The 23280-nt window shown below is 63.2% G+C and carries 23 protein-coding genes; 15 read left to right on the forward strand and 8 right to left on the reverse strand.

Annotated elements, in window-relative coordinates; translation table 11 throughout:
- Window positions 1–6: 6 nt before the first annotated feature.
- The 5 genes from IPM89_09335 to IPM89_09355 all read right to left on the reverse strand — a co-directional run bounded on the left by IPM89_09335 (window position 7) and on the right by IPM89_09355 (window position 2711).
- Window positions 7–681 (reverse strand): hypothetical protein, encoded by a 675-nt coding sequence (locus IPM89_09335; GenBank protein QQS53128.1) that lies wholly within the window; start codon window positions 679–681, stop codon window positions 7–9.
- The gene (locus tag IPM89_09340) at window positions 623–1177 is read right to left on the reverse strand and encodes a hypothetical protein (protein QQS53129.1); all 555 of its coding nucleotides are present in this window, start codon (window positions 1175–1177) and stop codon (window positions 623–625) included. The genes IPM89_09335 and IPM89_09340 overlap by 59 nt, the downstream gene beginning before the upstream one ends.
- Entirely contained in the window at window positions 1174–1452 is a 279-nt protein-coding gene (locus tag IPM89_09345) for a plasmid stabilization protein (protein QQS53130.1), read from the reverse strand. Before IPM89_09345 ends, IPM89_09340 begins: the two co-directional genes overlap by 4 nt.
- The gene (locus IPM89_09350; protein QQS53131.1) at window positions 1449–1721 is read right to left on the reverse strand and encodes a type II toxin-antitoxin system Phd/YefM family antitoxin; all 273 of its coding nucleotides are present in this window, start codon (window positions 1719–1721) and stop codon (window positions 1449–1451) included. Before IPM89_09350 ends, IPM89_09345 begins: the two co-directional genes overlap by 4 nt.
- A 315-nt stretch (window positions 1722–2036) precedes the next feature.
- Window positions 2037–2711 carry a trimeric intracellular cation channel family protein gene (locus tag IPM89_09355; protein QQS53132.1) on the reverse strand — a complete coding sequence of 225 codons (675 nt, stop codon included), beginning with the start codon at window positions 2709–2711 and terminating at the stop codon, window positions 2037–2039.
- Between IPM89_09355 and IPM89_09360 the strand changes: the two genes are divergently transcribed.
- Window positions 2687–2884 (forward strand): hypothetical protein, encoded by a 198-nt coding sequence (locus IPM89_09360; protein ID QQS55988.1) that lies wholly within the window; start codon window positions 2687–2689, stop codon window positions 2882–2884. The genes IPM89_09355 and IPM89_09360 overlap by 25 nt on opposite strands.
- Before the next feature lie 119 nt (window positions 2885–3003).
- Here the strand turns inward: IPM89_09360 and IPM89_09365 are convergent, their stop codons facing one another.
- Window positions 3004–4668, reverse strand: coding sequence for a hypothetical protein (locus tag IPM89_09365; protein QQS53133.1), 1665 nt, complete (start codon window positions 4666–4668; stop codon window positions 3004–3006).
- A gap of 408 nt (window positions 4669–5076) precedes the next feature.
- On the opposite strand from IPM89_09365, the gene IPM89_09370 reads away from it, so the two are divergent.
- The gene (locus IPM89_09370) at window positions 5077–6657 is read left to right on the forward strand and encodes a glucan biosynthesis protein D (GenBank protein QQS53134.1); all 1581 of its coding nucleotides are present in this window, start codon (window positions 5077–5079) and stop codon (window positions 6655–6657) included.
- Window positions 6658–6723: 66 nt separating this feature from the next.
- On the opposite strand, the gene IPM89_09375 is transcribed toward IPM89_09370, so the two are convergent.
- A complete protein-coding gene (locus tag IPM89_09375) occupies window positions 6724–8130 on the reverse strand; it encodes a bifunctional enoyl-CoA hydratase/phosphate acetyltransferase (protein QQS55859.1) in 1407 nt (468 codons plus the stop codon).
- A gap of 278 nt (window positions 8131–8408) precedes the next feature.
- Here IPM89_09375 and IPM89_09380 point away from each other — a divergent pair, with 278 nt between their 5' ends.
- Complete coding sequence (locus tag IPM89_09380) at window positions 8409–9446, forward strand: hypothetical protein (protein ID QQS53135.1); 1038 nt, start codon at window positions 8409–8411, stop codon at window positions 9444–9446.
- Window positions 9447–9463: 17 nt separating this feature from the next.
- Here IPM89_09380 and nfi read toward each other — a convergent pair whose 3' ends face one another.
- Window positions 9464–10123, reverse strand: coding sequence for a deoxyribonuclease V (nfi, locus tag IPM89_09385; GenBank protein QQS53136.1), 660 nt, complete (start codon window positions 10121–10123; stop codon window positions 9464–9466).
- On the opposite strand from nfi, the gene IPM89_09390 reads away from it, so the two are divergent.
- The 12 genes from IPM89_09390 (at window position 10099) to IPM89_09445 (ending at window position 23236) form a co-directional block, all read left to right on the forward strand.
- Window positions 10099–10338, forward strand: coding sequence for a hypothetical protein (locus tag IPM89_09390; protein ID QQS53137.1), 240 nt, complete (start codon window positions 10099–10101; stop codon window positions 10336–10338). The genes nfi and IPM89_09390 overlap by 25 nt on opposite strands.
- A gap of 220 nt (window positions 10339–10558) precedes the next feature.
- On the forward strand, window positions 10559–10990 hold the full coding sequence (ndk, locus tag IPM89_09395; protein ID QQS53138.1) for a nucleoside-diphosphate kinase: 432 nt from the start codon (window positions 10559–10561) through the stop codon (window positions 10988–10990).
- Complete coding sequence (rlmN, locus tag IPM89_09400) at window positions 10965–12098, forward strand: 23S rRNA (adenine(2503)-C(2))-methyltransferase RlmN (protein QQS53139.1); 1134 nt, start codon at window positions 10965–10967, stop codon at window positions 12096–12098. The genes ndk and rlmN overlap by 26 nt, the downstream gene beginning before the upstream one ends.
- Window positions 12099–12111: 13 nt before the next feature.
- Window positions 12112–12870 carry a type IV pilus biogenesis/stability protein PilW gene (gene pilW, locus IPM89_09405; protein ID QQS53140.1) on the forward strand — a complete coding sequence of 253 codons (759 nt, stop codon included), beginning with the start codon at window positions 12112–12114 and terminating at the stop codon, window positions 12868–12870.
- A gap of 4 nt (window positions 12871–12874) precedes the next feature.
- The gene (locus IPM89_09410; GenBank protein ID QQS53141.1) at window positions 12875–13951 is read left to right on the forward strand and encodes a helix-turn-helix domain-containing protein; all 1077 of its coding nucleotides are present in this window, start codon (window positions 12875–12877) and stop codon (window positions 13949–13951) included.
- Window positions 13952–14005: 54 nt separating this feature from the next.
- Window positions 14006–15289 (forward strand): histidine--tRNA ligase, encoded by a 1284-nt coding sequence (hisS, locus tag IPM89_09415; protein ID QQS53142.1) that lies wholly within the window; start codon window positions 14006–14008, stop codon window positions 15287–15289.
- A 32-nt stretch (window positions 15290–15321) separates the two neighbouring features.
- Complete coding sequence (locus IPM89_09420; protein ID QQS53143.1) at window positions 15322–16773, forward strand: tetratricopeptide repeat protein; 1452 nt, start codon at window positions 15322–15324, stop codon at window positions 16771–16773.
- Between the two features lie 4 nt (window positions 16774–16777).
- Complete coding sequence (gene bamB / locus IPM89_09425; GenBank protein ID QQS53144.1) at window positions 16778–17926, forward strand: outer membrane protein assembly factor BamB; 1149 nt, start codon at window positions 16778–16780, stop codon at window positions 17924–17926.
- 54 nt (window positions 17927–17980) lie between these two features.
- Window positions 17981–18616, forward strand: coding sequence for an NAAT family transporter (locus tag IPM89_09430; GenBank protein ID QQS53145.1), 636 nt, complete (start codon window positions 17981–17983; stop codon window positions 18614–18616).
- 12 nt (window positions 18617–18628) lie between these two features.
- Window positions 18629–20839, forward strand: coding sequence for a primosomal protein N' (locus tag IPM89_09435; GenBank protein ID QQS53146.1), 2211 nt, complete (start codon window positions 18629–18631; stop codon window positions 20837–20839).
- Between the two features lie 412 nt (window positions 20840–21251).
- Window positions 21252–21560: a DUF485 domain-containing protein gene (locus tag IPM89_09440; GenBank protein ID QQS53147.1), complete on the forward strand. Its 309-nt coding sequence runs from the start codon at window positions 21252–21254 to the stop codon at window positions 21558–21560.
- Window positions 21557–23236, forward strand: coding sequence for a cation acetate symporter (locus IPM89_09445; GenBank protein ID QQS53148.1), 1680 nt, complete (start codon window positions 21557–21559; stop codon window positions 23234–23236). The genes IPM89_09440 and IPM89_09445 overlap by 4 nt, the downstream gene beginning before the upstream one ends.
- The last annotated feature ends 44 nt before the right edge of the window (window positions 23237–23280 follow it).

The raw sequence follows: 23280 nt of genomic DNA on the forward strand, positions 1-23280 counted from the left end.
TCGAGGTCAATAGCGCTCTCGACGCAGTCCGGCCTCGTTATCTTCGCGCCTCGCAGCAGCCTCGTACCGCCGGGCAAGCTCTTCCAGGCTTGCGGCGAGATACGGATGGGTTACTGCAAGCGCGTCGGCGTTTTGGCAGTAGCGTTGTGCAAGGGTTCGTTCCTGATCGCCACCCTCATCAAGAGCGCGTGATGTCACGCCTCGCTTATTGAATGTGCCAGTTTGAAAACCAACCCGCATTTGTTCCAGCTCGAAGCAATTCAGAATATCCCGTGCCGGCAATCCCGGCCAGACACGGTCATCGCCGATGGGTGCATGGGCCAGGATCTGGCCGAGCGCCTGGTCGCCCATGGTAGAGCGATCGCGCTGGCGACAGAGTTCCCGCACCTCCTCGACGAATCGGACACACTCGGCGGCATCGAGACTACCGTCCGGCCTCGTGCCCGGCTGCCGACGGCAATGGTGCAGGATATCCCATGCGCTCTCGGCCGCGAGACGTTCCCCCTCGCTTGGCGGTTCCTCGTTGCGCTCCGCTCCTTCGGATCGGTACACGAGGCAGATCAATTCCGCGAAGATTTCCGGTTTTGAGGTGACAGCCGCATAGAGCGCCTTTAACTTCGCCTCACCTCCGAATTGGCGAGGCGGATTGCCTGGCCCAAGCCCGCCAGTAATGAGAGGCACTTTCGACCCCGTCGCCAGTCAACTCAAGCTCATCGGCAAAGTCCAAAGCGATCGCAGGACTTGCTTCCAACCACGCCTCCAGGTCGTCGGCATCGTATGCGCGAACCGATTGCCACTCGTCCAGGGCGATTTTCTTATCACGCCATGCTTTTTTTGTGCTCCAACGTCTCGCGGTAACGGTGACCAAGGTGGCACTGCGTCGAACAGCCTCCAGTGTTTCGTTCGTCCGCTTGTCGTAATCTCGATTCGCCTTGGTGGTTGGATTGGCCTCGACACTCAGTTCCCAGCATGACTTGCCCTTGGGCACCCAAGCGTCGCCATCGCTGCTTAGGATCTCTCCATCCCACCCTGGCAGGCTGATGGACTCCCCGGCAGGGAAAACAAGCTGTGTGACCGTCCCTGACTGCATCGCCAAGCGACGAATGAGTCGAGGCAGTGATCCTTGCGCCTCCCGGAGTTCGGCCCATCGTGCGATATCCTTGGCGGTTATCTTCACCGATAAACCTCATCGTGCGAGCCGATATCGAGAAGCACAATCTCTCGCTCGGTGATCTGCACGGTCAGCGTGAGTCGGTAGCTGTGCGTGAGACTGATAGCTTGGATGTCGGATAGGGTTCCCCCAAGCCCGTGCAGCTTGAGACTCGCCTGGAACGGATCGTTCTGGAGTCGCTCGAGGGTGTCGGCGAAGACGGGCTTTAGATTTGGGTGCGTGCGTAAAAATTTGCGGGCACGGCGCTCGAAGTGGTGGGTCGTGACCAAGGTAAAGGTCATTCGTCGTCGTCACGCTCAAGCTGTCGGATTAAGGAATCCACGTCGTCATATCGGTTGACGCGCCCGGCCTGCATATCCTCCAGCGAGGCGCGCAGGCTTTCACGGGCCACCTCTTGTTGTGCCTCCAGAAGCTCCTGGAAGCGTTCTTCCGTCAACACCACGCAGTGCGGACGGTTGTTCTTGATGATGTGTACGGGTCCGTCGCGCAATGCCTCATCGACGGCGGATATCCCTCGGCGCTTGATCTCTTGGGCTGGAATGCTGTTCATCGTTGGTTCCGGTACGAAAATCGGTACTAATTCCAGCACCAGGAAACGGCGGAGTCAAGGATGCGCTTGGAACCCTAATTGCTGGAGATTGAGCGCTCAATCCGCGAATGCGGACCATCGCTTTTGCATCGCCACCACCACCTCGCGGGTGTCGTCCGAAAGCAGCATGGCGGCGTTCCAGGTAGCAACGTGGTTGAGTCCATCGGCCAACTTGTGGTCGCGACCGTCATTCGACGCCTGCCTGCTGTTGCATTGAGATTGTTCGCCTCCATTCCCGATCGTCAAAAGCCAACCCCTTTATCGATCGAATGTCCTTCAATCATCCCGTTTCGCATCGACTGTCCGACCACCGATGCGAATAAACTCCCCGGGCGGCCCCATGCGGATATTGAAGATGATGGCCGAAGCCCGCAGCGAGAAGGCCGCCAGACAGGCTATCACTTCAGCGGCGACTTCCGGGACGCCCAGGTACCGCATACTGGCGTAGCTGAGGGAACCCAGCAGCGCCGCCGTGGCGTACACCTGACCACTCACGATCATAGGCTGGGTGTTGGTGAGTACGTCGCGAATGACGCCGCCGCCGGTTGCCGTCACCATGCCCATAAACACCGCGATGATGAAAGGCGCCCCAAACTGGAGCGCGATGTGGCAGCCCACCACGCCGAACACGGCCAGACCCAGAGTATCGGACCAGATCATCCCCTTACGCCGGGTAATATCACTCGTGATGAAGAAGAACGTGATCAGGGATGCCACGATACACAGGATCAATTCAAACGGATTCTGCGTCCACCAGACGGTGCGGCCGAGCAGCAGATCGCGTGTGGTGCCACCTCCGATTCCGGTGATGGTGCCGATCAGCACGAAGCCGAGAACATCCATGCGGTAGCGGGCCGCCGTCAGCGCGCCGCTGATCGCGAACACGACATCACCGAAGTACATGATGGCCAGGATGCTGGCAGTGAGTGGTTTATCTGGAGTCATCGTCATCTCTTCGTCAGGTCGGCCTGGATGCCCACTTCTTTTTCAAGTTTCGTGTAGTCGGTCATTTCGCTTCTCTTCTTATCGGCGCTCATGACGAAGTCTACCGGTTGAAGATAGCGGCCAAGGAGCAGCAGGGCATGGCGAAGACGGAAGCGGGGGCTGGGGTGGTGGCGATTTAGCGCTCAATTCGCAAGCGTGGGACGCCGCTTTTGCATGACCGCCGCTCCTTCGCGCCGGCCAGTATCAGACTCGGGCCAACTCGGCACGTCCGGGCATCGAGAGATCGCCACGATTCCCGTCAGGGTCGGGACGAGGCGTCGCGACGCGGCTTCCTGGACTTGAACAGCACCCCGAGCTTGGCTTTCAGACCGCGCCGCTCGTCCGACAGGGTCTCCAGAAAATCGGACAGCCGCTTGGATTTCTCGATGGTGTACAGCACCAGCATCGTGGTCGGCAGAAATACGATCAGAAACAGCAACAGTCGCTGCCACCACGGTTGGCCCGCCTCGTCGAAGACGTTCATGCCCAGAATACCGGTGGTAATCGCGCCGATCATGCCGAAAGTAGTCACCACGGTCAGCCGTACCACGGTGTTGGCCTGCCGGCGCAAGCCATCGCTGTCCAGATATTGATTCATTTCCTTGACCGCCTCGCTGACATCCCGGTAAACCCGATCGGTATCGAGATGCCCGGTCAACATCCGGAACAGATCCTTGGCCTGCGCCTGATTGGAAACCTCGTGAAACCAGTAGCGATGGGTGAAACGCAGGAAGGTTTCGAAAATTCGGCGGATTTCCCGCTTGAACGTTTTAACCGAGTCCACATTGCGGATATCGAGCTGACTGACCGCCGCGACCAGCCACTCCGAGAACAACATCAGGGTAGCCTTGTGGAAATGGGCGATCAGGTTGACCAGGAAATACTGATGGCGGAACTGGCCCAGCAAGCCGGTTTCCGGGTCGGCGAAGAAACAGTCGCTGGCCTTACCGATCATGACGAAGGCGTGACCGCAGCACAGGTAGCGACTGCCCAGTGCCGGATCAGCGGGATTCCAGAACTTGTCGTAGCAGTATTTCCGCTCGAAATCGGCCAGCTCCTGCTCGGAATAGGGCAGGGTATTGGAGGGTCCCGGCTTGGCGACCAGGGCCAGGCGGGCAAAGTCGCCGCGGGTCAGCGCCCGCGGATCGTCGAAGCTGAGGTAGGCCAATAGCGGCATGCGGTGGTATTCGATCTGCCGGTAACGAACCACGCCCTCCCGGTCGGAATGGTATAGAGCCAGCGGCCGCAGCAAATATTCCCAATGGGCGGCGACACTGGGAGAACGGTGTTGACAGACGAAGTTGAGATATTTACGCCGGTTTTCGTAGTCGGACACCGCCAGCGTCTCGCCGGTCGCCGCCAGCCACTCCACCCGGCGCGGGCATTGGCCGCCTTGGCCATTGGCCTCCCAAAACGCCGGATAGGCCCGACCCAGCTTGAACAGCGCTTCCTGGGCCAGCGGCAACGGCAAGTCATCGGCGTGAAACTCTATCGCCAGCACAACGATGTCGATGTCGTAGAAAAAATAGAGATCCACATGGGCGACTTCGAACACCACCGGCGGTGATTGCTCATCGAGAATGGCCCGCATCCGGGTGATATCGCGGCGGCGGTAGACGCGGATCGGCGATTTGCCGTAACCGCTCAGTCCTTCGCGGCCCGTGCCCTCGCCATACAGAAAGCGCTGGACGTAGGGTAGAAAGGTGACGAATTCCTTGTAGTGCCGTTCCTGAAAATCGTCGGGATCGCCAAATTCATCCGCCACTTCCCGCCAGGGGCACTGCTCGCCCATGGCATCCAGCAATTCCCAATACTTCGAGATGTGCGGCTCCCGCACTCGGGCGTGCATCACCTGCAAGGGCCACAACAGAATCTGGCGGAAATGACGGACCAGAGGGGAAGCGTGTTGGGTACTGTCGCTCACGAGGGTAAATCCTTGCTGATTCCGGTCAGGGTCATCGGTATCCCCGGCGGAGCCAGCGGCTTCATGGAGCGATGATCCGCGTAACGAGTCACGAAGCCCACGTTTCCCGCTGAGCAACCAGCCTGAACGAAAGTCCCGCAACCGAATTCACGCGCGGGTAGCACCTCGTTCTCAACTGCTTGGCTCTATCGGTTGCACGGCCACCCGAACCTTGGGGACGAGTTCAAGGCTAAAGATTACACCGTGCTGTTCATTCCGCACGAGTGAAAATCCAATCGACGCAAACCCGGCTGTCATCAGTCGCCGAGTTTGCGGCAACGGCAATAATCCGCGTGGACCCATGCAAAACCGACCGCTGCGCTATAATTTTCGCTCCAATAACGACAACGACGGGTTGCGACAGGCAACATGACACGACGGAAGTTACTGACACGGTTGCTGCAACTGGTCGCTTGCGGAATGCCGCCGGCTTCCCTGGTCCGCGCCGCCACGGTGGCGAGCGTCCCCCCAGCCGATGAGCAAGCGTTCAGCCGGGACTGGCTGCGGAAAACCGCCCGGCAATTGGCGCGGGAACCGTATGCCGCCCCCAGTGATGCCCGGCCACCGTGGCTGGCGGCCATGAACTGGGACGACTACCAGGCCCTCAACAACTTCCGCGTCGATCACAGCCTGTGGGCCGGCGGCGAACGGCCGTTCCAGGCGCGGTTCTTCCACCTGGGGTTGTATTTTCACCATCCCGTCGCCCTGTACGAAGTCGTCGCCGGCCAGGCCCGAGCGATTATTTTCTCACCGGACCTGTTCAAATACGGCCCGCGCGTCCAGGACAAGATCCCGGAACAGGTCGGCGATCTCGGCTTCGCCGGCTTTCGCGTCAACAGCCGCGCCGACTGGGACCGCGACATGTTCTCCTTCCTCGGCGCCAGCTACTTCCGCGCGGTCGGCGCCAGCAAGCAATACGGCCTGTCCGCCCGTGGCCTGGCCATCGACACTGGCCTGGAGCGCCCCGAGGAATTCCCCGAGTTCCGGGCGTTCTGGCTGGAACGGCCGGCGGTGGATGCCAAGACCTTGACGATTCACGCCCTGCTCGACGGCCCCAGCATCACCGGCGCCTACACCTTCGTGGTCGAGCCGGGCGACACCACGACCATGCAGGTCGAAACCCGGCTGTTCCCGCGCCGCCCGATCGAACGCCTGGGCATCGCGCCGATGACCTCAATGTTCCAGTGCGGCGAAAACGACCGGCGGGTGGCCGACGATTACCGTCCGGAGATTCACGATTCCGACGGATTGGCGCTATGGACCGGCACGGGCGAATGGATCTGGCGGCCGATCCTCAACCCGCACTATCTCCGGGTCAACTCCTTCCTGGACGACAACCCGCGCGGTTTCGGCCTGCTGCAACGCGACCGGGAGTTCGATCACTATCAGGACGATGGCGCGTTTTACAATAAACGGCCCTCATTATGGGTGGAACCGCTCGGCGCGTGGGGGCGGGGCATGGTGCAACTGGTCGAATTGCCGACCGCCGACGAAACCCTGGACAACATCGTGGCGTTCTGGAATCCGGCGGAACCGGCGCAACCGGGCCGGGAAATCGACTTCAGCTACCGTCTGTACTGGGGCGCGCAACCGCCGGTCCGGCCCACGGTCGCGGAGGTCGTCGCCACCCGGCTGGGCAAGGGTGGGATACCTGGCCAAACCCTCACCACGCCACTGCGCAAGTTCGTGATCGATTTCCAGGGCGGGCCACTCGATAATCTGCCCAAGGACGCCCAGCCGCAAGCGGTCGTTGCCGCCTCGCGCGGGGAAATCCGCGACGCGGTCGTCAAACCGGTCGCGGAATCGAAGCTGTGGCGCTGCCATTTCGATCTGGTGGCCGGCGGCCGCGAACCGGTGGATCTGCGTTGCTACCTGAGCGGCGCCGACGGGGCATTGAGCGAGACCTGGCTGTATCAGTGGTCGCCGCCGCCGCCGGCCACCAGCGGCTGAAGGGCCGACCAACCCCGACGGCTCCTCTATCTCCCGCCGCGTGAGCGAGAAATTCAGGCAGGGCGCTTAATCGCCACTCGCCTTGAGCAAGGCCGCGCCCTTGCGCTGGGCCTCGGCGAATAATACCGCCACCGCGCAGGAGGCCAACCGGGTCTGGGCACTATCGGCGCGGCTGGTCAGCACGATGGGCGCACGGGCGCCGAGCACGATACCGGCCGCCTCGGCCCCGGCCATAAAGGTCAGTTGCTTGGCCAGCATGTTGCCCGCCTCCATGTCGGGCACCACCAGGATATCGGCCTTGCCGGCCACCGGCGAAACGATGCCCTTGGTCCGCGCCGCCCCCTCGTCGATGGCGTTGTCAAAAGCCAGCGGACCGTCCAGCAGGCCGCCGGTGATCTGACCACGGTCGGCCATCTTGCACAGCGCGCCGGCATCCAACGTGGAAGGAATCTTGGCGGTAACCGTTTCCACCGCCGACAGAATCGCCACCCTGGGCTGTGGAATGTCGATGGCGTGGGCCAATTCGATGGCGTTCTGGATGATGTCGCGTTTCACCTCCAGCGTCGGCAGGATGTTGATGGCGGCGTCGGTGATGATGATCGGGCGCGGAAAGGTGGGTACCGCCAGCAGGAAGCAGTGGCTGATGCGTCGCTCGGTGCGCAACCCCCCCACTTTCTTCACCACCTCGGCCAGCAATTCGTCGCTATGCAGGCTGCCCTTCATCAGGGTCTGCGCCTCGCCGGAAAGCACCATGGCGACCGCCAGTTCGGCGGAGTGGTGACTGTGCTCGGACGGCACCAGCCGGTACGGTGTCAGGTCCAGATTCTCTTGCGCGGCAATGGCCCGGATCTTGTCTTCCGGTCCGATCAGAATGGGCGTGATCAGATGGTGTTCGGCCGCCTCGATCGCGCCCCGCAGCGCATCGGCGCTACACGGATGGACCACCGCGCAACCCAGGGCGGGGAGACCCTCGCAGGCTTTCAGCAATTCCAGGTAGCGGTTGTCGCGGCGCAACTGAACCTTCGGCAGGTCCCTGAGCGCGTGTCGCTGCTTCACCGTGGGCGCGAGCACTTCGATCCGGCCGGTCGCCACCTCGACGCCGGCCGGATCGACGGCCCGACAGTCGAGCACCACAACGCCGGTCTCGGTCCGTTTTTCCGTCACCGTGGCCGTGGCGGTGACCGGCACGCCGATGGCCACCGGCCGGTGCAGGCGAACGTCGATATGGCGGGCGATGGAGCCCAGTCCCGGCAACCGGGTACCAGCCAGCGTGGCGAACAGCACGGCGGACCAGCTGGTTTGCCCGCCACCCTGTCCGTACATTGAGGTGTCCGCCGACCCCGGATCGAGATCGATCAGATTGAGATTGCCGGTAATCACCGCCAGCGCTTCAACGCCGTCCTCGTCCAAGGCCCGCGTCAGGCTGGCCTGATCGCCGACTTGAATCTCGTCGAACATCTTGTTTTCAATCATTTCCATCACGGTTCCCCTTTTTTCCACCATCCACTCCGCCCGCCGGCCCAGCGCCGATGAGTTCGAATTATACCCCTCTCAACCCTAACCAAACTGTGGTCTATCCGGGTTCCATCGACGTTCATGCACTATATTTTCTGGCCAACGCTGGAATTCGGCTCAACTTGCGACAATAAGAAGAGTTCGGATTTGCTCGCTGGCGTCGGCGGCAATCCCGCAACCACGCCGTGCCCCTTGGGGGCCGGCGTCCGATCCGGTTGGAAGGAGTAGAGTTCCCCATGGTATTTCGCTTCCTGCAATCCATCTTCGCCGCGACGCCCGCCCCGTCCGGCAAATCCGATGCAACCCTGATCCGGGCGGCGATCGAGCGCGTGGTGAACGGCACCGATCCCCGCCTGCGCTTCGTCAACCATTATCAACGGATTCTGTGGCACGCGGTGGAGCGGTCGGTCGAGCACGTCAGCACCCTGATCGACAGTCTGCCTCCCGCTTTCGAGGTCAGTAAACGTGAATTCACCGCTAACCCTCGCCTGCGCGCCCTGTTCGCGTCGTCGGAACACCTGCGGGAAATCCTGAGTTTCGGACCGGCCCTGGAGCAATACCGTCAGCAACATGCCAATTCCCTGCCCGCGGTGCTGTATGCCGCACTGGGCGTGGACAGGGTCGAAAAAAAAGTGCTGGGCGTGGATCTACAGGGCGACATGCTCCGGCGGGACGTGGCGCAAACCATGGTTAATTTCCGCAACCACCGACTGGCGTTCCTTGCGGAAAGCGAAACGGAAACTCGCTGGGAACTCAAGAAACAGGCCTTCGATTATCTGATCGAAATCGCGCTGAAGCGCCTGATCTCGATCCGGACCCGACGGGAGCAATTGGAGCGGGAACAACGGCATCTGCTGCAAAAGCAGGCTCGCTTGCTGAAATCGGCCAAGCTGGGACTGGAGTCCTTGCTGGAGACCGGATTGCCGGAGGTGCATGATCCCGCCGCCATCGACCGGCAACTACGGGAGGTCAGGGCCGAACTGGACCAGATGCGCGCCGATTCGGCCACGATCGAGGATCACCTGGAACGGGTCACCTCCACCTTGCGCGAACCGGAACAGCACCTGCGCATGGAGCAAGTCACGCTCACCCTGGACCACATGAACCAGAAAGTGGCGCCGAATTCGTCCCGCGTCGCCAGCACGCTGGCCTTCGACGACACGCTACTTGGCGACGATCGCCGGTTCACCACCCTGCTGGTCCGGTTCCCAACCAGCGAAATTCTGCCGAAGCCGGATTTCTTCAAGGAAGCCCACCGCCTGCTGACGCTGTAGACCTGGCGACATGCCCACTAGCCCGACGCCAACCGGTGGGCGTGCCGGGTGGTTTCCGGCAAGCGATAGCGGGTGCAGCAACCCATCACATAAGCGACCGCCGTTTCCAGGCTGACCCGGTGGCCGGATGAGACGTACAGCGGCTTGACGCCGATCCGGGTGCGGAGTACCGCGCCGATGATCTCGCCACCCGCCCACAGCGGCGCCCATGCCCCGCGTGCTTCCGGCACCGGCTCATGGGTTCCAAACAACCGGGTCTTGGCCACGCCCACTGCGGGAATGTCCACCAGCAGGCCGAGATGGCTGGCGAGGCCCATCCGGCGCGGGTGGGCGATGCCCTGCCCGTCGCACAGCAGCAAATCCGGCGGCTCGCGCAAGCGCTCCAGCGCCGCCAACACCGCCGGCAGCTCGCGGAACGACAGCAGGCCCGGCATGTAGGGAAAGGTGGTCGGCTGGCGGGCAACGGCGGTTTCCAGCACCTCCAGTTCGGGATAGCGCAGCACCGCCACCGCCGCCCGGGTCACGCCGCCGCCCGACTCGAAGCCCACATCCACCCCCGCCACCCGGCGCACTGGACCGATTTGGTCGCTCAGCATCAGGTGGGCGCGCAGGTTTCGCTGCAGGGCAATCGCCGCCGCCGGGTCGAGATCCCATGGATGCGCATGAGGCCGTTTCATACCGCAAGTGTATTCGTCGCCCGGTCGCGGTTAAACTAGCGCCCTTTTCGCCACCCCGGTTTCAACAGGTCACCACCATGCGGCAACTCAAACTCGGCGACTGGCGGGCGCTGGAAACCGTGGTCGACAGCAGCCAGGCGCGAGACCTCATCCCCCACCTCACCGCCGCCGGCGCACAGGGCATTCTGGAATACGAACTGAGAAAAATTGTCTGACCGCTCCGACGGCCGTCGCGCCACCCGGAACATTCCGGGTCCGGCGCCGTTCAATCAATCTGGATTTGCGGCGGCAATCGTCCCATAATCGGGCGACGCCCGCCGGACGGTGCGTTGTCGATATCCGCAAATTATCGCTAAACTCCAAAGTTAAGCCCGACACTCCCCAGTCGGGTACGGCGCCGCTTCCCAACCCGACTTCGACTCACGGAGCCTTTTCATGGCTGTTGAACGTACCTTATCCATCATCAAACCCGACGCCGTCGCCCACAACCTGATCGGCGCGATCATCAGCCGCTTCGAGACCCAGGGCCTGCGCCTCGTCGCCGCCCGAATGCTGCATCTGAGCCGCGAACAAGCCGAGCAATTCTATGCCATCCACCGCGAGCGCCCCTTCTACCAGGAGCTGGTCGCCTACATGACTTCCGGTCCAATCGTGGCCCAGGTGTTGGAAGGCGAGAATGCCATTGCCCGTAACCGCGAGATCATGGGTGCCACCGATCCGAAAAAAGCCGCGCCCGGCACCCTCCGCGCCGACTACGCCGAGAGCGTCACCCAAAATGCCGTGCATGGCTCCGATGCCCCGGAAACCGCCGAAGTCGAGATCGCGTTCTTCTTCGGCCAGGATGGGCTGTGCCCGCGTACCCTGTAAGCCATTGGAGAAACTCCGCGTGACCGCAGCCGCCAACACGGTAAACCTGCTGGATCTGAACCGCCGCGATCTGGAGGGTTTTTTCGTCGAAATGGGCGAGAAAGCCTTCCGCGCCACCCAGATCATGAAGTGGATTTACCACGAGGGCGTTACCGATTTCGCCGCCATGACCAACCTGAGCAAGGCACTGCGGGAGCGGCTGGCCGAGCGTGCCGAAATCCGCCCACCGGCGGTCGCGCTCGACCAAGCTTCCCGCGACGGCTCCCACAAGTGGCTGATCCGGCTGGATAGCGGCAACTGCGTCGAAACGGTGTTCATCCCCGAACCGGATCGCGGCACGCTGTGCATTTCCTCGCAGATCGGCTGTCCGCTGGACTGCTCGTTCTGCGCCACCGCTCAACAGGGTTTCAACCGCAACCTCGGCGTCGCCGAGATCGTCGGCCAGGTCTGGCAGGCCGGCCGACTACTGGGCGACCGGCGCAACGGCGGTCGCCTCATCACCAACATCGTGCTGATGGGCATGGGCGAGCCCCTGCTGAATTTCGCCAACGTGGTCAAGGCGACCGACCTGATGCAGGACGACCTCGGCTTCGGCATCTCCAAACGCCGCGTGACCTTGAGCACCGCCGGCGTGGTGCCGGCCTTGTACCGGCTCAAGGACGTCTCCGAGGTCAGCCTGGCGGTCTCTCTGCACGCACCGGACGACGAATTGCGCAACCAATTGGTACCGCTCAACCGCAAGTACCCCATCGCCGAACTGTTGGCGGCCTGCCGGCACTATATCGCCGACAAGCCGCACCGCCGCATCACCTGGGAATATGTGCTGCTGGACGGGGTCAACGATTCCGAAAAACAGGCCCGCGCGCTGGCCGCGCTGATCCAGGACATTCCGTCCAAGATCAATCTAATTCCATTCAATCCGTTTCCGGGAACGCGCCACCGCCGCTCCGGACCGGCGGCCATCGCCCGTTTCCAGGCGGTGCTGATGGCCCATGACCTCACGGTCGTGACTCGCAAGACACGGGGCGACGATATTGCCGCGGCCTGCGGTCAGTTGGCCGGACAGGTCCAGGCCCGCGGCCGCCAGCCAGCGCGACTCGCCGGCTAGGGAGTTCCATCATATGCCACCGTTGGCCAAATCCATGATCTTTGCCCTGGCGCTGCCGTTGCTGGCGGCCTGCGCCAATACCCAGGAGCAGGAATTCAAGCGCAACGCCGCCGAAGCCAATTTCAAGCTGGGTATCGGTTACATGCAGTCGGGCCACTTCGAGGTCGCCACGGAAAAATTGCTGAAGGCACTGCAATACGATGACGATTACCCGGAAGCCCATAACGCCATCGCCGTGCTGTACGAGGAGATGCGCGAGTACGCACCCGCCGAGACTCATTTCAGGAAAGCGATCGAACTCCAACCAGACTACACCTTGGCGAAGCTGAACTATGCCCGGTTACTATGCAAGCATTTTCCCGCACGGGCCACCGAGGGCGAAAGCGAACTTCAGAAGATTGCCACCAACCCGACCGATGCCGGTGCCAGCGCCTCGGAAGCTTACGCCGGCCTGGGGGTCTGTGCCCGCCAGCGCGGCGATCTGGCGCAGGCCGAAACCTGGCTGCGCAAGGCGCTGGACAGCGATCCCAACAACACCGTCGCCCTATACGCACTGGCCGAAATCAGTCAGGGTCAGGGCAAGACGCTACAGGGACGCGCTTTCCTGCAGCGCTACCATGCCCAGACCCGTCCCACCCCACAAAGCCTGTGGCTGGGCATTCTGATCGAGACTGCTCAGGATGGCGATGCGCACCTGCGCCAGCAGTACAGCGCGCTGCTGTCCGGCCAATTCCCGAATTCCGAAGAAGCCCGCCGTCTGAACAAGCCGTAAGAGCATGTCCAACGAAATGAGCACCGATTTTACCCCATCGACGGAAGCCACCGGAGCAGCCAACGAATCGTTGGGCGCCTGGCTCACCCAAGTCCGTACCGGCTACGGCGCCGAACAGCGTGACGTCGCCCATCATCTCGGTTTGAACCCGACACTCATCCAGGCGCTCGAAACCGACGATTTCGCACGACTGGGCGCACCGGTCTTCGTCCGTGGTTACCTCAGTCGTTACGCCCGGCTGCTGAATCTGCCGGAACAGGCGGTGTTGGAGCGCTATCGGCAACAGCTGGGCATTACCAGCCAAGCGCCCCCACCGCTGCAAGTGGCGCGCCCGCTGCGGCGACAGACCCGGGTTCGCGATCTGCGCGGCCTGTTCTACCTGTTGCTGGTGGCCGGCGTCGGCTGGATCGCCATACAACATCTGGGCGACCTCGATCCCAGCCGGCTTACCGCGCTGTGGTCAGGTGCCAGCCAGAATGACGACCAACCAACGACTCCCACCTCCGCCACGCAAACCCAGTTTCCATTTCAACCCGCGTCCGAGGTGACAAACCAGCCCGCGCCGCCGCCCGCAAGCTCACCGGGAGACGTGCCGGCACCGGTCGTCGCGGTACCACCGGTCGTCGCGGTACCACCGGTCGTCGAGGTACCACCGGTCGTCGAGGTACCACCGGTCGTCGAGGTACCACCCACGCCCGCCCCGAACGCGGCGCCACCTGCCCCGGAACCCACGCCGGCACCTTCATTGCCCGGAGTGCAAACCGCCACCGCCGCCGCCCCAAGTTCGCCCGTCGAGGACAGTGGCGACAGTCCGGCGACGGACACCGGCGCCAAACTGCTGCTGGAATTCAGCAGCGACTGCTGGGTGGAGGTGAAGGACGCCGAAGGGAAGGTACTGATCAGCAGCCTAAAGCGCGCCAATTCTTCGGAATCGCTATCGGGACCGGCGCCGTTCGCGATTACCCTGGGTAACGCCCCCGCCGCCCGCCTGACCCTGGATGGCCAGCCGATCGACAAAGCAGTCTACGTTCCTCGACGCGGCACGGTCAGCCGCTTTAGCCTGGCTCGCCCGCAACCCTGAACCCGCCCGCCGCCCTCGAACCCGCTTTTCCCACACCCGGACCCAAACGAAATCATGGCCAAGCAGTTGCAAGCCATCCGCGGCATGAACGATATCCTGCCGGCTGAATCGGCGCTCTGGCAGGGGCTCGAATCGACCGTGCGCGAAGTGCTCGCCGCCTACGGCTATCACGAAATCCGCCTGCCGCTCCTGGAAAAAACCGAGCTGTTCGCCCGCTCGATCGGCGAAGTCACCGACATCGTCGAAAAAGAGATGTACACCTTCGCCGACCGCAATGACGAAAGCCTCACGTTACGGCCCGAAGGCACCGCCGGTTGCGTGCGCGCCTGTATCGAACACGGCCTGCTGCACAACCAGACCCAGCGACTGTGGTACGCCGGCCCGATGTTCCGCTATGAAAAACCGCAAAAAGGCCGCTACCGCCAGTTTCATCAGGTCGGCGCCGAGGCTTACGGCATGAGCGGCCCCGACATCGACGCCGAACTGATCTGCCTGTCGGCGCGGTTGTGGCAACGGCTGGGCTTGCGCGAGGTGACCTTGCAGCTCAACTCGCTGGGTTCCAGCGCCGCCCGTGCCGCCTACCGCGAGCGCCTGGTGGCCTACCTCAGTCAGCGGCGCGACGAACTGGATGAGGACAGCCGGCGGCGGTTGCTCGCTAATCCGCTGCGGATTCTCGACAGCAAGAATCCGGCGCTACGGGCGGTGATCGCCGAGGCGCCGTCGCTGCTGGATCATCTCGACCCCGAGTCGAAAACCCATTTTGAGGAACTCAAGGCGCTACTGGACGGCGCCGGCATCGCTTACGAAATCAATCCCTGCCTGGTGCGCGGTCTGGATTATTACTGCAAAACGGTCTTCGAATGGGTGACCGACACGCTCGGCGCGCAGGGCACGATCTGCGCCGGCGGACGTTACGACGGGTTGATCGAGGAGCTGGGTGGTCAAGCGGTACCGGGCGTGGGCTTTGCCATGGGACTGGAGCGACTGGTCGCCATGCTCGCCGCCGCCGGCTACGCCGGGACCGATCCAACTCCGCAGGTCTACCTGATCGCGGTCGGCGATGCCGCTCAGCGTTACGGGCTGGCGCTGGCCGAGCGGCTGCGCGACCAGCTGCCGACGCTGCGACTGCGGATGCACTGCGGCGGTGGTGGCTTCAAGGCCCAGTTCCGCCGCGCCGATCACAGTGGTGCCCAATTCGCGCTGATCCTGGGCGAAGACGAAGCCAACACCGGCACCGTCTCCGTCAAACCATTGCGCGAAACCCAAGGCGAACAACATGTCTTGACACAGGATCAAGTGCCCGCCTATCTGCGCGCGGCGCTGGAAGAAACCCCCTAAGCACGCAACCGGATGCCCGAGGAAATACTTCAATGGATCAATACACCGACGACGAACGCGTCGAGGATCTCAAGAAATGGTGGCAGGAGAACGGCGTCAGCATCATCGGCGGCATCGTGCTCGGTCTGGTCGCCATTTTTGGCTGGCAGTACTGGAATTCCCATCGCGCCACCCAGGCGGAAGCCGCCTCGCTAGCCTACGACACCTTTGTCGCGGCGGCGGAAAAACCCGACGCCGAGCAAGCCCAGCAGCGCGGACAAACCCTGTTGGCCGATTTTCCAAATTCCGCCTATGCGGCGCTAGCGGCGCTGCGGCTGGCCAAGCTGGCGACGGATAGCGGTGATACCGCCGCCGCGAGCCAACGGCTGGAATGGGTGATCGGCAACGCCCAGCTTGACGAGTTCAAGGATATCGCCCGACTGCGACTGGCTCGGGTATTGTTCGCCGCCGGTCGGACCGAGGAAGCCGGAAAACTGCTTGAAAGCGTGACCACCACCACCCTGATGGCTGAGCGCGATGAGTTGCAAGGCGATCTGTACCTGGTCGGCAACGATGCCGCTAAGGCCCGGACCGCCTATGCCACGGCGCTGGCCGCGAGTGGTGGCAACCCTCTATTGCAGCTCAAACTCGACAATCTGGCCCCACCGACCGCCGAATCGATTGCCGTCGCCCCCGCCGAGCCGCCCCCCGCCGAGCCGCCCCCCGCCGCGCCAGTCGAACCCGCCGCGCTGGTCGAACCCGCCGCTCCGGTCGAACCCGCCGCTCCGGCCGAACCCGCCGCTCCGGCCGAACCCGCCGCGCTGGTCGAACCCACCGCGCCGGTCGAACCCGTGACCTCGCCAGCCGAATCCGCCGCGCCAGTCGAACCCGCCGCGCTGGTCGAACCCACCGCGCCGGTCGAACCCGTGACCTCGCCGGCTGAGCCCGCGCCCGACGCAGCCCCGATTCCTGTTAGCCCGGCCGAAACCCCGATTGAACCGCCCGCCACCGCTCCGGCCGAACCCGCCGCGCCGATCGAACCCGTGACCTCGCCGGCTGAGCCCGTGACCTCACCGATCGAACCCGTGACCTCACCGTCTGAGCCCGCACCCGACGCAGCCCCGATTCCTGTTAGCCCGGCCGAAACCCCGATTGAACCGCCCGCCACCGCTCCGGCCGAACCCGCCGCGCCGATCGAACCCGTGACCTCACCGGCTGAGCCCGCGCCCGACGCAGCCCCGATTCCTGTTAGCCCGGCCGAAACCCCGATTGAACCGCCCGCCACCGCTCCGGCCGAACCCGCCGCGCCGATCGAGCCCGTGACCTCGCCGGCTGAGCCCGTGACCTCACCGGCTGAGCCCGCGCCCGACGCAGCCCCGATTCCTGTTAGCCCGACCGAAACCCCGATTGAACCGCCCGCCACCGCTCCGGCCGAATCCGCCGCGACCGCCAATAACGGGGCGGCACCCGCGCCGATTTCACCCGCTCCCGCATCAGGTCAATAATCCCATGATCCGCCGCATAGTCCCGTTACTGCTCCTTATTCTGAGCGCCGGATGTAGCTGGTTCGGCGGCTCCGACAACTCGATCCCACCGGCCGAACTGATATCCGTTGCCCAACCGATCAATGTACAACAGCTTTGGGAAACTCAGGTCGGCTCTGGCACGGAGAAGCAATTTATCCGGTTGACCCCGGCGTTGCTGGATGGCCGGCTCTACGCGGCCAGCCACGATGGCACGGTGGTGGCGCTGGATGCCGTCAACGGACAGCGACTGTGGGAAACCGCGACCCAGCTACCGATTTCCGGTGGCGTGGGTGTCAGCCAGAATGGCATGGTGTTATTCGGCACGGACAAGGGTCAGGTCGTCGCGCTGCGCCAGGAAGATGGCCAGGAAGCCTGGCGCTCCCAGGTTTCAAGCGAAGTGCTGGCTCCGCCGCGCGCTGGTGGCGATCTGGTGGTCGTGCGCAGTATCGATGGCAAATTCACCGGCCTCGATGCCCGTACCGGGGAACGGCGCTGGGTGTACACCCATGCCGTGCCGGCGCTCAGCCTGCGCGGCAGCGCGCCGCCGCTGGTGGCCGGCAACCTGATCATCGCCGGACTGGATACCGGCAAGCTGCTGGTGCTGTCCCTGGACAAGGGGCTGCCCATCACCGAGAAGACCATCGCACCACCGCGCGGCCGCACCGAGATCGAACGACTGATCGATATCGATTCCGAACCCAAGGTGTTCGACGACACCCTGTATCTGGCGGCCTATCGCGGCAATGTGGCCGCGATCAACATGCGCGACGGCAACCTGCTATGGACCCGCAACCTGTCCAGCTATGCCGGGCTCGACGTGGATGCCCGACAGGTTTACCTCAGCGACGACACCGACGCGGTGCTGGCGCTGGATCGTGGCAACGGTGGTACGCTCTGGAAGCAGTCCGAACTGAGTGGCCGCCGGCTTTCCGCCCCGGCCGCCACCAACGATTATGTGGTCGTCGGCGATTACGAGGGCTATCTGCACTGGCTGAGCAAGGACAGTGGCCGGATCGTCGGCCGGGTTCGAGCCGCAAGCAAGAGTATCGTCGCCCCACCCGTCGCGGCGGGCAACATCGTATTCGTGTACGGCCAGGGCGGCGCGCTCGGCGCTTTCCGGGCCGACGGATGAAGACCCGGACGCACGGCCACGCCGTAGCCTGACGCCGTGGCTCCGGCGTCCGCCATGCTGGAACAGCTCGTTACCGTCTTCGTGACCTTTTTGGTCGTGATCGACCCGATCGGCGTCGCGCCAATGTTTTCGGCGCTGACTCGCGGCGGCAACGATCATTATCGCCGGCGCATGGCACTCAAGGGCACCTTGATCGCCACCCTCATCTGCCTGCTTTTCGTGTTCACCGGCGATGCCCTGCTGCGCTTCCTCGGCATCAGCCTGGCGGCGTTCCGGGTCAGTGGTGGCATCCTGCTGTTCCTGCTGGCGATCGACATGGTGTTCGCCCGACCTTCCGGCCTGCGGTCGGCGACGGTACGGGAACAGGAAGAAGCGCAGTACAAAGACGATATTTCGGTGTTTCCGCTGGCATTTCCCCTGCTGGCCGGCCCCGGCACGCTGACCACCATTCTGCTCACCATCAGCGGCATACCCTCGAAGGAACAGCCCCTGCTGTTTCTGGCCGTGCTGGGTGTGCTGCTGGCCGTGCTGCTGCTGACCCTGCTAACCCTGCTGCTGGCCCCGCTGTTGATGAAACTGCTCGGTGAAACCGGCGCCAACGTGATCGACCGCCTGTTGGGCGTGATCCTGGCGGCGCTGGCCGTTCAGTTCATGTTCGAAGGGCTGCGCGCCGGCCTGTTCGGCGCCTGACGGGTCCGCGCCGTGCCCGGCCCCATTTTGCGGATCGCCGTCCCTTCGCCTCTGGATCGGGTTTTCGATTACCTGCCACCGCCGGGCTGCGACCTGGCCACCCTGCAACCGGGCTTGCGGGTGCGGGTACCGTTCGGCCGGCGTCACGTCGTCGGTTTTCTGCTCGAACTCGGCGCCGATACCACGCTGGACCCCGCCGCGTTGCGGCCGGCGCAGACGGTGCTCGATACCGAAGCGGTGCTGCCCGCTGACGTATTGGCGCTGCTGCGATGGGCACAGCGTTACTACCATCATCCCCCTGGCGAAGTCTTCGCCGCCGCTCTGCCGACACTCTTGCGCCAAGGCGAATCGACCGAGCTATCAGCGCCGGCGCCACTCTGGCAAATCACCGCCGCCGGGCACGCCGCGCTCGCCACCGGGCTGAGTCGCGCACCCGCCCAGAGGCTACTGCTCGATTATCTGGCACGCTGTTCCGACGGCGCCGATCCCAACACCTTGCGCGCGGTGGTGCGTGACAGCACCGCCACCTTGCGCGCGCTGCGCGCCAAAAACTGGGTGGAGCCTCTCGCCCGTCCAGCCTTGGCCTTGGCGGAAACCGCGTTCGCGCCACGCCCGCCGCCCGAACTCAACGCGGCGCAGGCGGCGGCGGTGACCAGCGTCGCGGCCGAGCTGGACCGCTTCCAAGTCTTTCTGCTGGAAGGCGTCACCGGCAGCGGCAAAACCGAGGTCTACCTGCGCCTGATCGAAGCCGTGCTGGCGCGCGACCGGCAGGCGCTGGTACTGACCCCGGAAATCGGCCTGACCCCGCAATTGCTGGCCCGCTTTCGGGAGCGGCTGCCAGGACCGCTGGCCGTACTACACTCCGGCCTGAGCGATCGGGAACGATTGAATGCCTGGCTACTGGCCCGCGCCGGCACCGCCCGGGTGGTGGTCGGCACCCGCTCGGCGGTGTTCACGCCACTGCGCGCGCCGGGCATCCTCATTGTCGACGAAGAGCACGATCCGTCCTTCAAACAGCAGGAGGGCTTCCGCTATCACGCCCGCGATCTGGCGGTCATTCGTGGCCGGCAACTCGGGATTCCGGTGGTACTGGGTTCGGCCACCCCGGCTCTGGAAAGCCGCCACAACGCCGAGCGCGGCCGCTACCGCTTGCTGCAACTACCGGAACGGGTCGGCGGCGGCGCGGAAGCGCCCATCGAGATTCTGGACGTGCGTCGCCAGCCGATGGCCGAGGGACTGTCGCGGCCACTGCTGGAGCGAATGCGGATCCATCTGGCCCGCAACGAACAGGTGTTGCTATTTCTCAACCGGCGCGGCTTCGCCCCGATTCTGCTCTGCCACGAATGCGGCTGGCTGAGTCAGTGCCGCCACTGCGACGCCCGCATGACCTTGCATCTACGCCAGCGTCGGCTGGTCTGTCACCACTGCGGCGACAGTCAGCCGGTGGAGGCCGCCTGCCCGCTCTGCGGCAGCGTGGACCTGCGGGCGCTCGGCCACGGCACCGAACGCCTGGAGGCCGCGCTGCGGCGGGAATTTCCAGAGATCGACATCACCCGAATGGATCGCGACAGCACCCGCCGCCGTGGCAGCCTGGAAGCCTTGTTAGCCGATATTCACGACGGTGGTCGCCGTATCCTGATCGGCACCCAGATGCTGGCCAAGGGCCACCATTTCCCCGAGGTGACCCTGGTGGGAATCGTCGATGCCGACCAGGGATTGTACGGCATCGACTTTCGGGCCGGCGAGCGCATGGCGCAACTGGTCCTGCAGGTCGCCGGCCGCGCTGGCCGCGCCGAGAAGCCAGGTTCGGTCATTATTCAGACCCACCACCCCGACCATCCGCTGCTGCACGTACTGGTCTCCCAGGGTTATCCGGCTTTCGCGGCGGCGGCACTGGCGGAGCGGCAAGCGGCATGGCTGCCCCCATTCGCCCATCAGGCGCTGCTGCGGGCGGAAGCGGCCGAGCCGGAACGAGCCATGGCATTTCTACGAGCCGCGCGGACGCTGGCCGAGATCCGCGCCGACGGGGTCGAACTGCTGGGTCCGGCACCCGCGCCGATGGAACGCCGGGCCGGCCGCTTTCGGGCGCAGCTGCTGCTGCAAGCGGCGCGGCGTCAGGATCTGCATCGTTTCCTGAATCCCTGGATTGCGCGGTTGCGAACGGAGCATGCGGATCGCCGGGTGCGCTGGTCCTTGGATATCGATCCGGCGGAACTCTTCTGAACGCCCTGTTGACATCGCATCGCCCATCCACCCGTTCGCCCTGTCCTTTGGAGCAAGTCGCGCCTAACAAAATGGTTTAATTACGATAAAGCGATACAAATCATAACATTATAAGCTTATACCCAGAAAACGCATAACTATTTTTCATAATTGATTTTCAGTAATTTCAAAGAATTGAAAAAAATAACTTCGTCATTGACCCTTTACTTGACGTGGGATACGGCTAGACTTTTTGAGGCTTGCGGGGTTTCTCCGCAGCCAAGAGCAACCACTAAAGGACGTGTGGCGGGATTGATTCCCTGGGAGGCCTCTGAATCAGGTGGGTCCACCTCACCCGCGGCCGCCTTCAAGCCGCGAGTCCCGCTCGTCACGACACCCCCGTCATTTCACCTACCACCGATGGGAAATAACGATGCAAGACGACTTGATTCACAAGATAAAAAGTAATCCGAAGTACCACGAACTGGTTTCCAAACGCAATGTGTTCAAATGGACCATGGCGATCATCATGTTGGTGGTCTACTACGCCTTTATCCTGACGATTGCCTTCGATAGCAAATTCATGGCCCAACCGCTCTCGGCCGGCTCCGTCACCACCATCGGTATTCCGATTGGAGTTGCGGTGATCCTGTTCGCCTTCGCCCTGACGGGTATCTACGTCTTCCGGGCCAATGCCGTCTTCGACAAGCTCACCCGCGAAATCAAGGAGGAAGTGCTATGAGTTTCTGGAAGCGCATATTCCCGACGATCCTCTTGATGCTTGTTGCTGGCAGTGCCTTGGCCGCCGGCGGCGATCTGGGAGCAGTCAAGAAGTCGGCGGTCAACATTCCCGCCATCATCATGTTCCTGGTGTTCGTCAGCGCCACCCTGGGTATCACCTACTGGGCGGCGCAACGCACCAAGACCGCCAAGGACTTCTACGCCGCCGGCGGCGGCATCACCGGCTTCCAGAATGGCTTGGCGATCGCGGGCGACTACATGTCCGCCGCTTCGTTCCTGGGTATTTCCGGCCTGGTGTTCCTGAATGGCTATGACGGACTGATTTATTCGGTCGGCTGGCTGGTCGGCTGGCCCATCATCATGTTCCTGATTGCTGAACAACTTCGCAATCTCGGCAAGTACACCTATGCCGACATCGTGGCTTACCGCTTCGAGCGGGTGCCGATGCGCTCGCTGGCGGCCACCGCCGCGCTGATCGTGGTGGTCCTGTACCTGATCGGCCAGATGGTCGGCGCCGGCAAACTGATCCAGTTGCTGTTCGGCCTGGATTACGTCTATGCGGTCATGATCGTGGGTGTGCTGATCATCGTTTACGTCACGTTCGGCGGCATGTTGGCCACCACCTGGGTACAAATCATCAAGGCGGGACTGCTGCTAACCGGCGCCAGCGTCATTGCCTTCGGCGCGCTGTACCTGGCCTCGGATGGCAGCATGAGTCCCGAGAAGATGTTTGAAAATGCCGTTGCGAAACACCCCAAGGGCCTCGCGATCATGGGACCGGGTACTTTGGTCACCAGCCCCATTGAAGCCATCTCGCTGGGCCTGGCGCTGATGTTCGGCACCGCCGGTCTACCGCATATCCTGATGCGGTTCTTCACGGTGGGCAACGCCATCGAGGCGCGTAAATCGGTATTCTACGCCACCGGCTGGATCGGCTATTTCTACATCCTGACCTTCCTGATGGGCTTTGGCGCCATCGTGCTGCTCACCAATAACCCGGACTTCGCCGATCCCTCGGCAGTCGGCGGCATCATCGGCGGCCAGAACATGGCGGCGGTCAATCTCGCCCAAGCGGTGGGCGGTAACCTCCTGCTCGGCTTCATTTCCGCCGTGGCTTTTGCGACGATTCTGGCGGTGGTGTCCGGTCTGACCCTGGCCGGCGCTTCGGCCATCTCCCATGACCTGTACGCCAACGTGTGGGCGCACGGCAATGTGGATGAGCAGCAGGAAGTGCGGGTTTCCAAGATCGCCACCGTCGTGTTGGGCATCATCGCCATCCTGCTCGGCATTGCCTTCGAGAAGCAAAACGTCGCCTACCTGGTGGCATTGACCTTCTCGGTGGCGGCCAGCGCCAACTTCCCCATTCTGTTCATGTCGATCTACTACGGCAAGATGACCACCCGCGGTGCGTTGATCGGCGGTTGGCTCGGCCTGATCAGCGCCAGTGTGCTGGTGTTCGTTGGCCCGACCGTGTGGAAAGATATCCTTGGCATGGGTGATCCGATCTTCCCGCTCAAGTTCCCGGCGCTGTTCTCGATGAGCATTGCCTTCCTGGGCATCTGGATCGGCTCGATCACCGATAACAGCGAACGCGCCAAGAAGGAACACGAAGCCTTCATCGCGCAGGATCTGCGTTGCCAAACCGGCATCGGCGCCGAAGGCGCGGCCAGCCACTAAGCAGTGGTACGCCCGATCGGATGATGGCCGCGCGAGTGCGGCGA

The organism is Candidatus Competibacteraceae bacterium (genome assembly GCA_016699715.1).
Taxonomy (GTDB): domain Bacteria; phylum Pseudomonadota; class Gammaproteobacteria; order Competibacterales; family Competibacteraceae; genus Competibacter.

Coding starts and splice junctions, on each gene's coding strand:
- IPM89_09345 (QQS53130.1), bottom strand. CDS start 1,452: ATGACCTTTACCTTGGTCACGACCCACCACTTCGAGCGCCGTGCCCGC.
- IPM89_09350 (QQS53131.1), bottom strand. CDS start 1,721: ATGAACAGCATTCCAGCCCAAGAGATCAAGCGCCGAGGGATATCCGCC.
- IPM89_09355 (QQS53132.1), bottom strand. CDS start 2,711: ATGACGATGACTCCAGATAAACCACTCACTGCCAGCATCCTGGCCATC.
- IPM89_09370 (QQS53134.1), top strand. CDS start 5,077: ATGACACGACGGAAGTTACTGACACGGTTGCTGCAACTGGTCGCTTGC.
- IPM89_09375 (QQS55859.1), bottom strand. CDS start 8,130: ATGATTGAAAACAAGATGTTCGACGAGATTCAAGTCGGCGATCAGGCC.
- IPM89_09380 (QQS53135.1), top strand. CDS start 8,409: ATGGTATTTCGCTTCCTGCAATCCATCTTCGCCGCGACGCCCGCCCCG.
- IPM89_09390 (QQS53137.1), top strand. CDS start 10,099: ATGGATGCGCATGAGGCCGTTTCATACCGCAAGTGTATTCGTCGCCCG.
- nfi (QQS53136.1), bottom strand. CDS start 10,123: ATGAAACGGCCTCATGCGCATCCATGGGATCTCGACCCGGCGGCGGCG.
- ndk (QQS53138.1), top strand. CDS start 10,559: ATGGCTGTTGAACGTACCTTATCCATCATCAAACCCGACGCCGTCGCC.
- rlmN (QQS53139.1), top strand. CDS start 10,965: ATGGGCTGTGCCCGCGTACCCTGTAAGCCATTGGAGAAACTCCGCGTG.
- pilW (QQS53140.1), top strand. CDS start 12,112: ATGCCACCGTTGGCCAAATCCATGATCTTTGCCCTGGCGCTGCCGTTG.
- IPM89_09410 (QQS53141.1), top strand. CDS start 12,875: ATGTCCAACGAAATGAGCACCGATTTTACCCCATCGACGGAAGCCACC.
- hisS (QQS53142.1), top strand. CDS start 14,006: ATGGCCAAGCAGTTGCAAGCCATCCGCGGCATGAACGATATCCTGCCG.
- IPM89_09420 (QQS53143.1), top strand. CDS start 15,322: ATGGATCAATACACCGACGACGAACGCGTCGAGGATCTCAAGAAATGG.
- bamB (QQS53144.1), top strand. CDS start 16,778: ATGATCCGCCGCATAGTCCCGTTACTGCTCCTTATTCTGAGCGCCGGA.
- IPM89_09430 (QQS53145.1), top strand. CDS start 17,981: ATGCTGGAACAGCTCGTTACCGTCTTCGTGACCTTTTTGGTCGTGATC.
- IPM89_09440 (QQS53147.1), top strand. CDS start 21,252: ATGCAAGACGACTTGATTCACAAGATAAAAAGTAATCCGAAGTACCAC.
- IPM89_09445 (QQS53148.1), top strand. CDS start 21,557: ATGAGTTTCTGGAAGCGCATATTCCCGACGATCCTCTTGATGCTTGTT.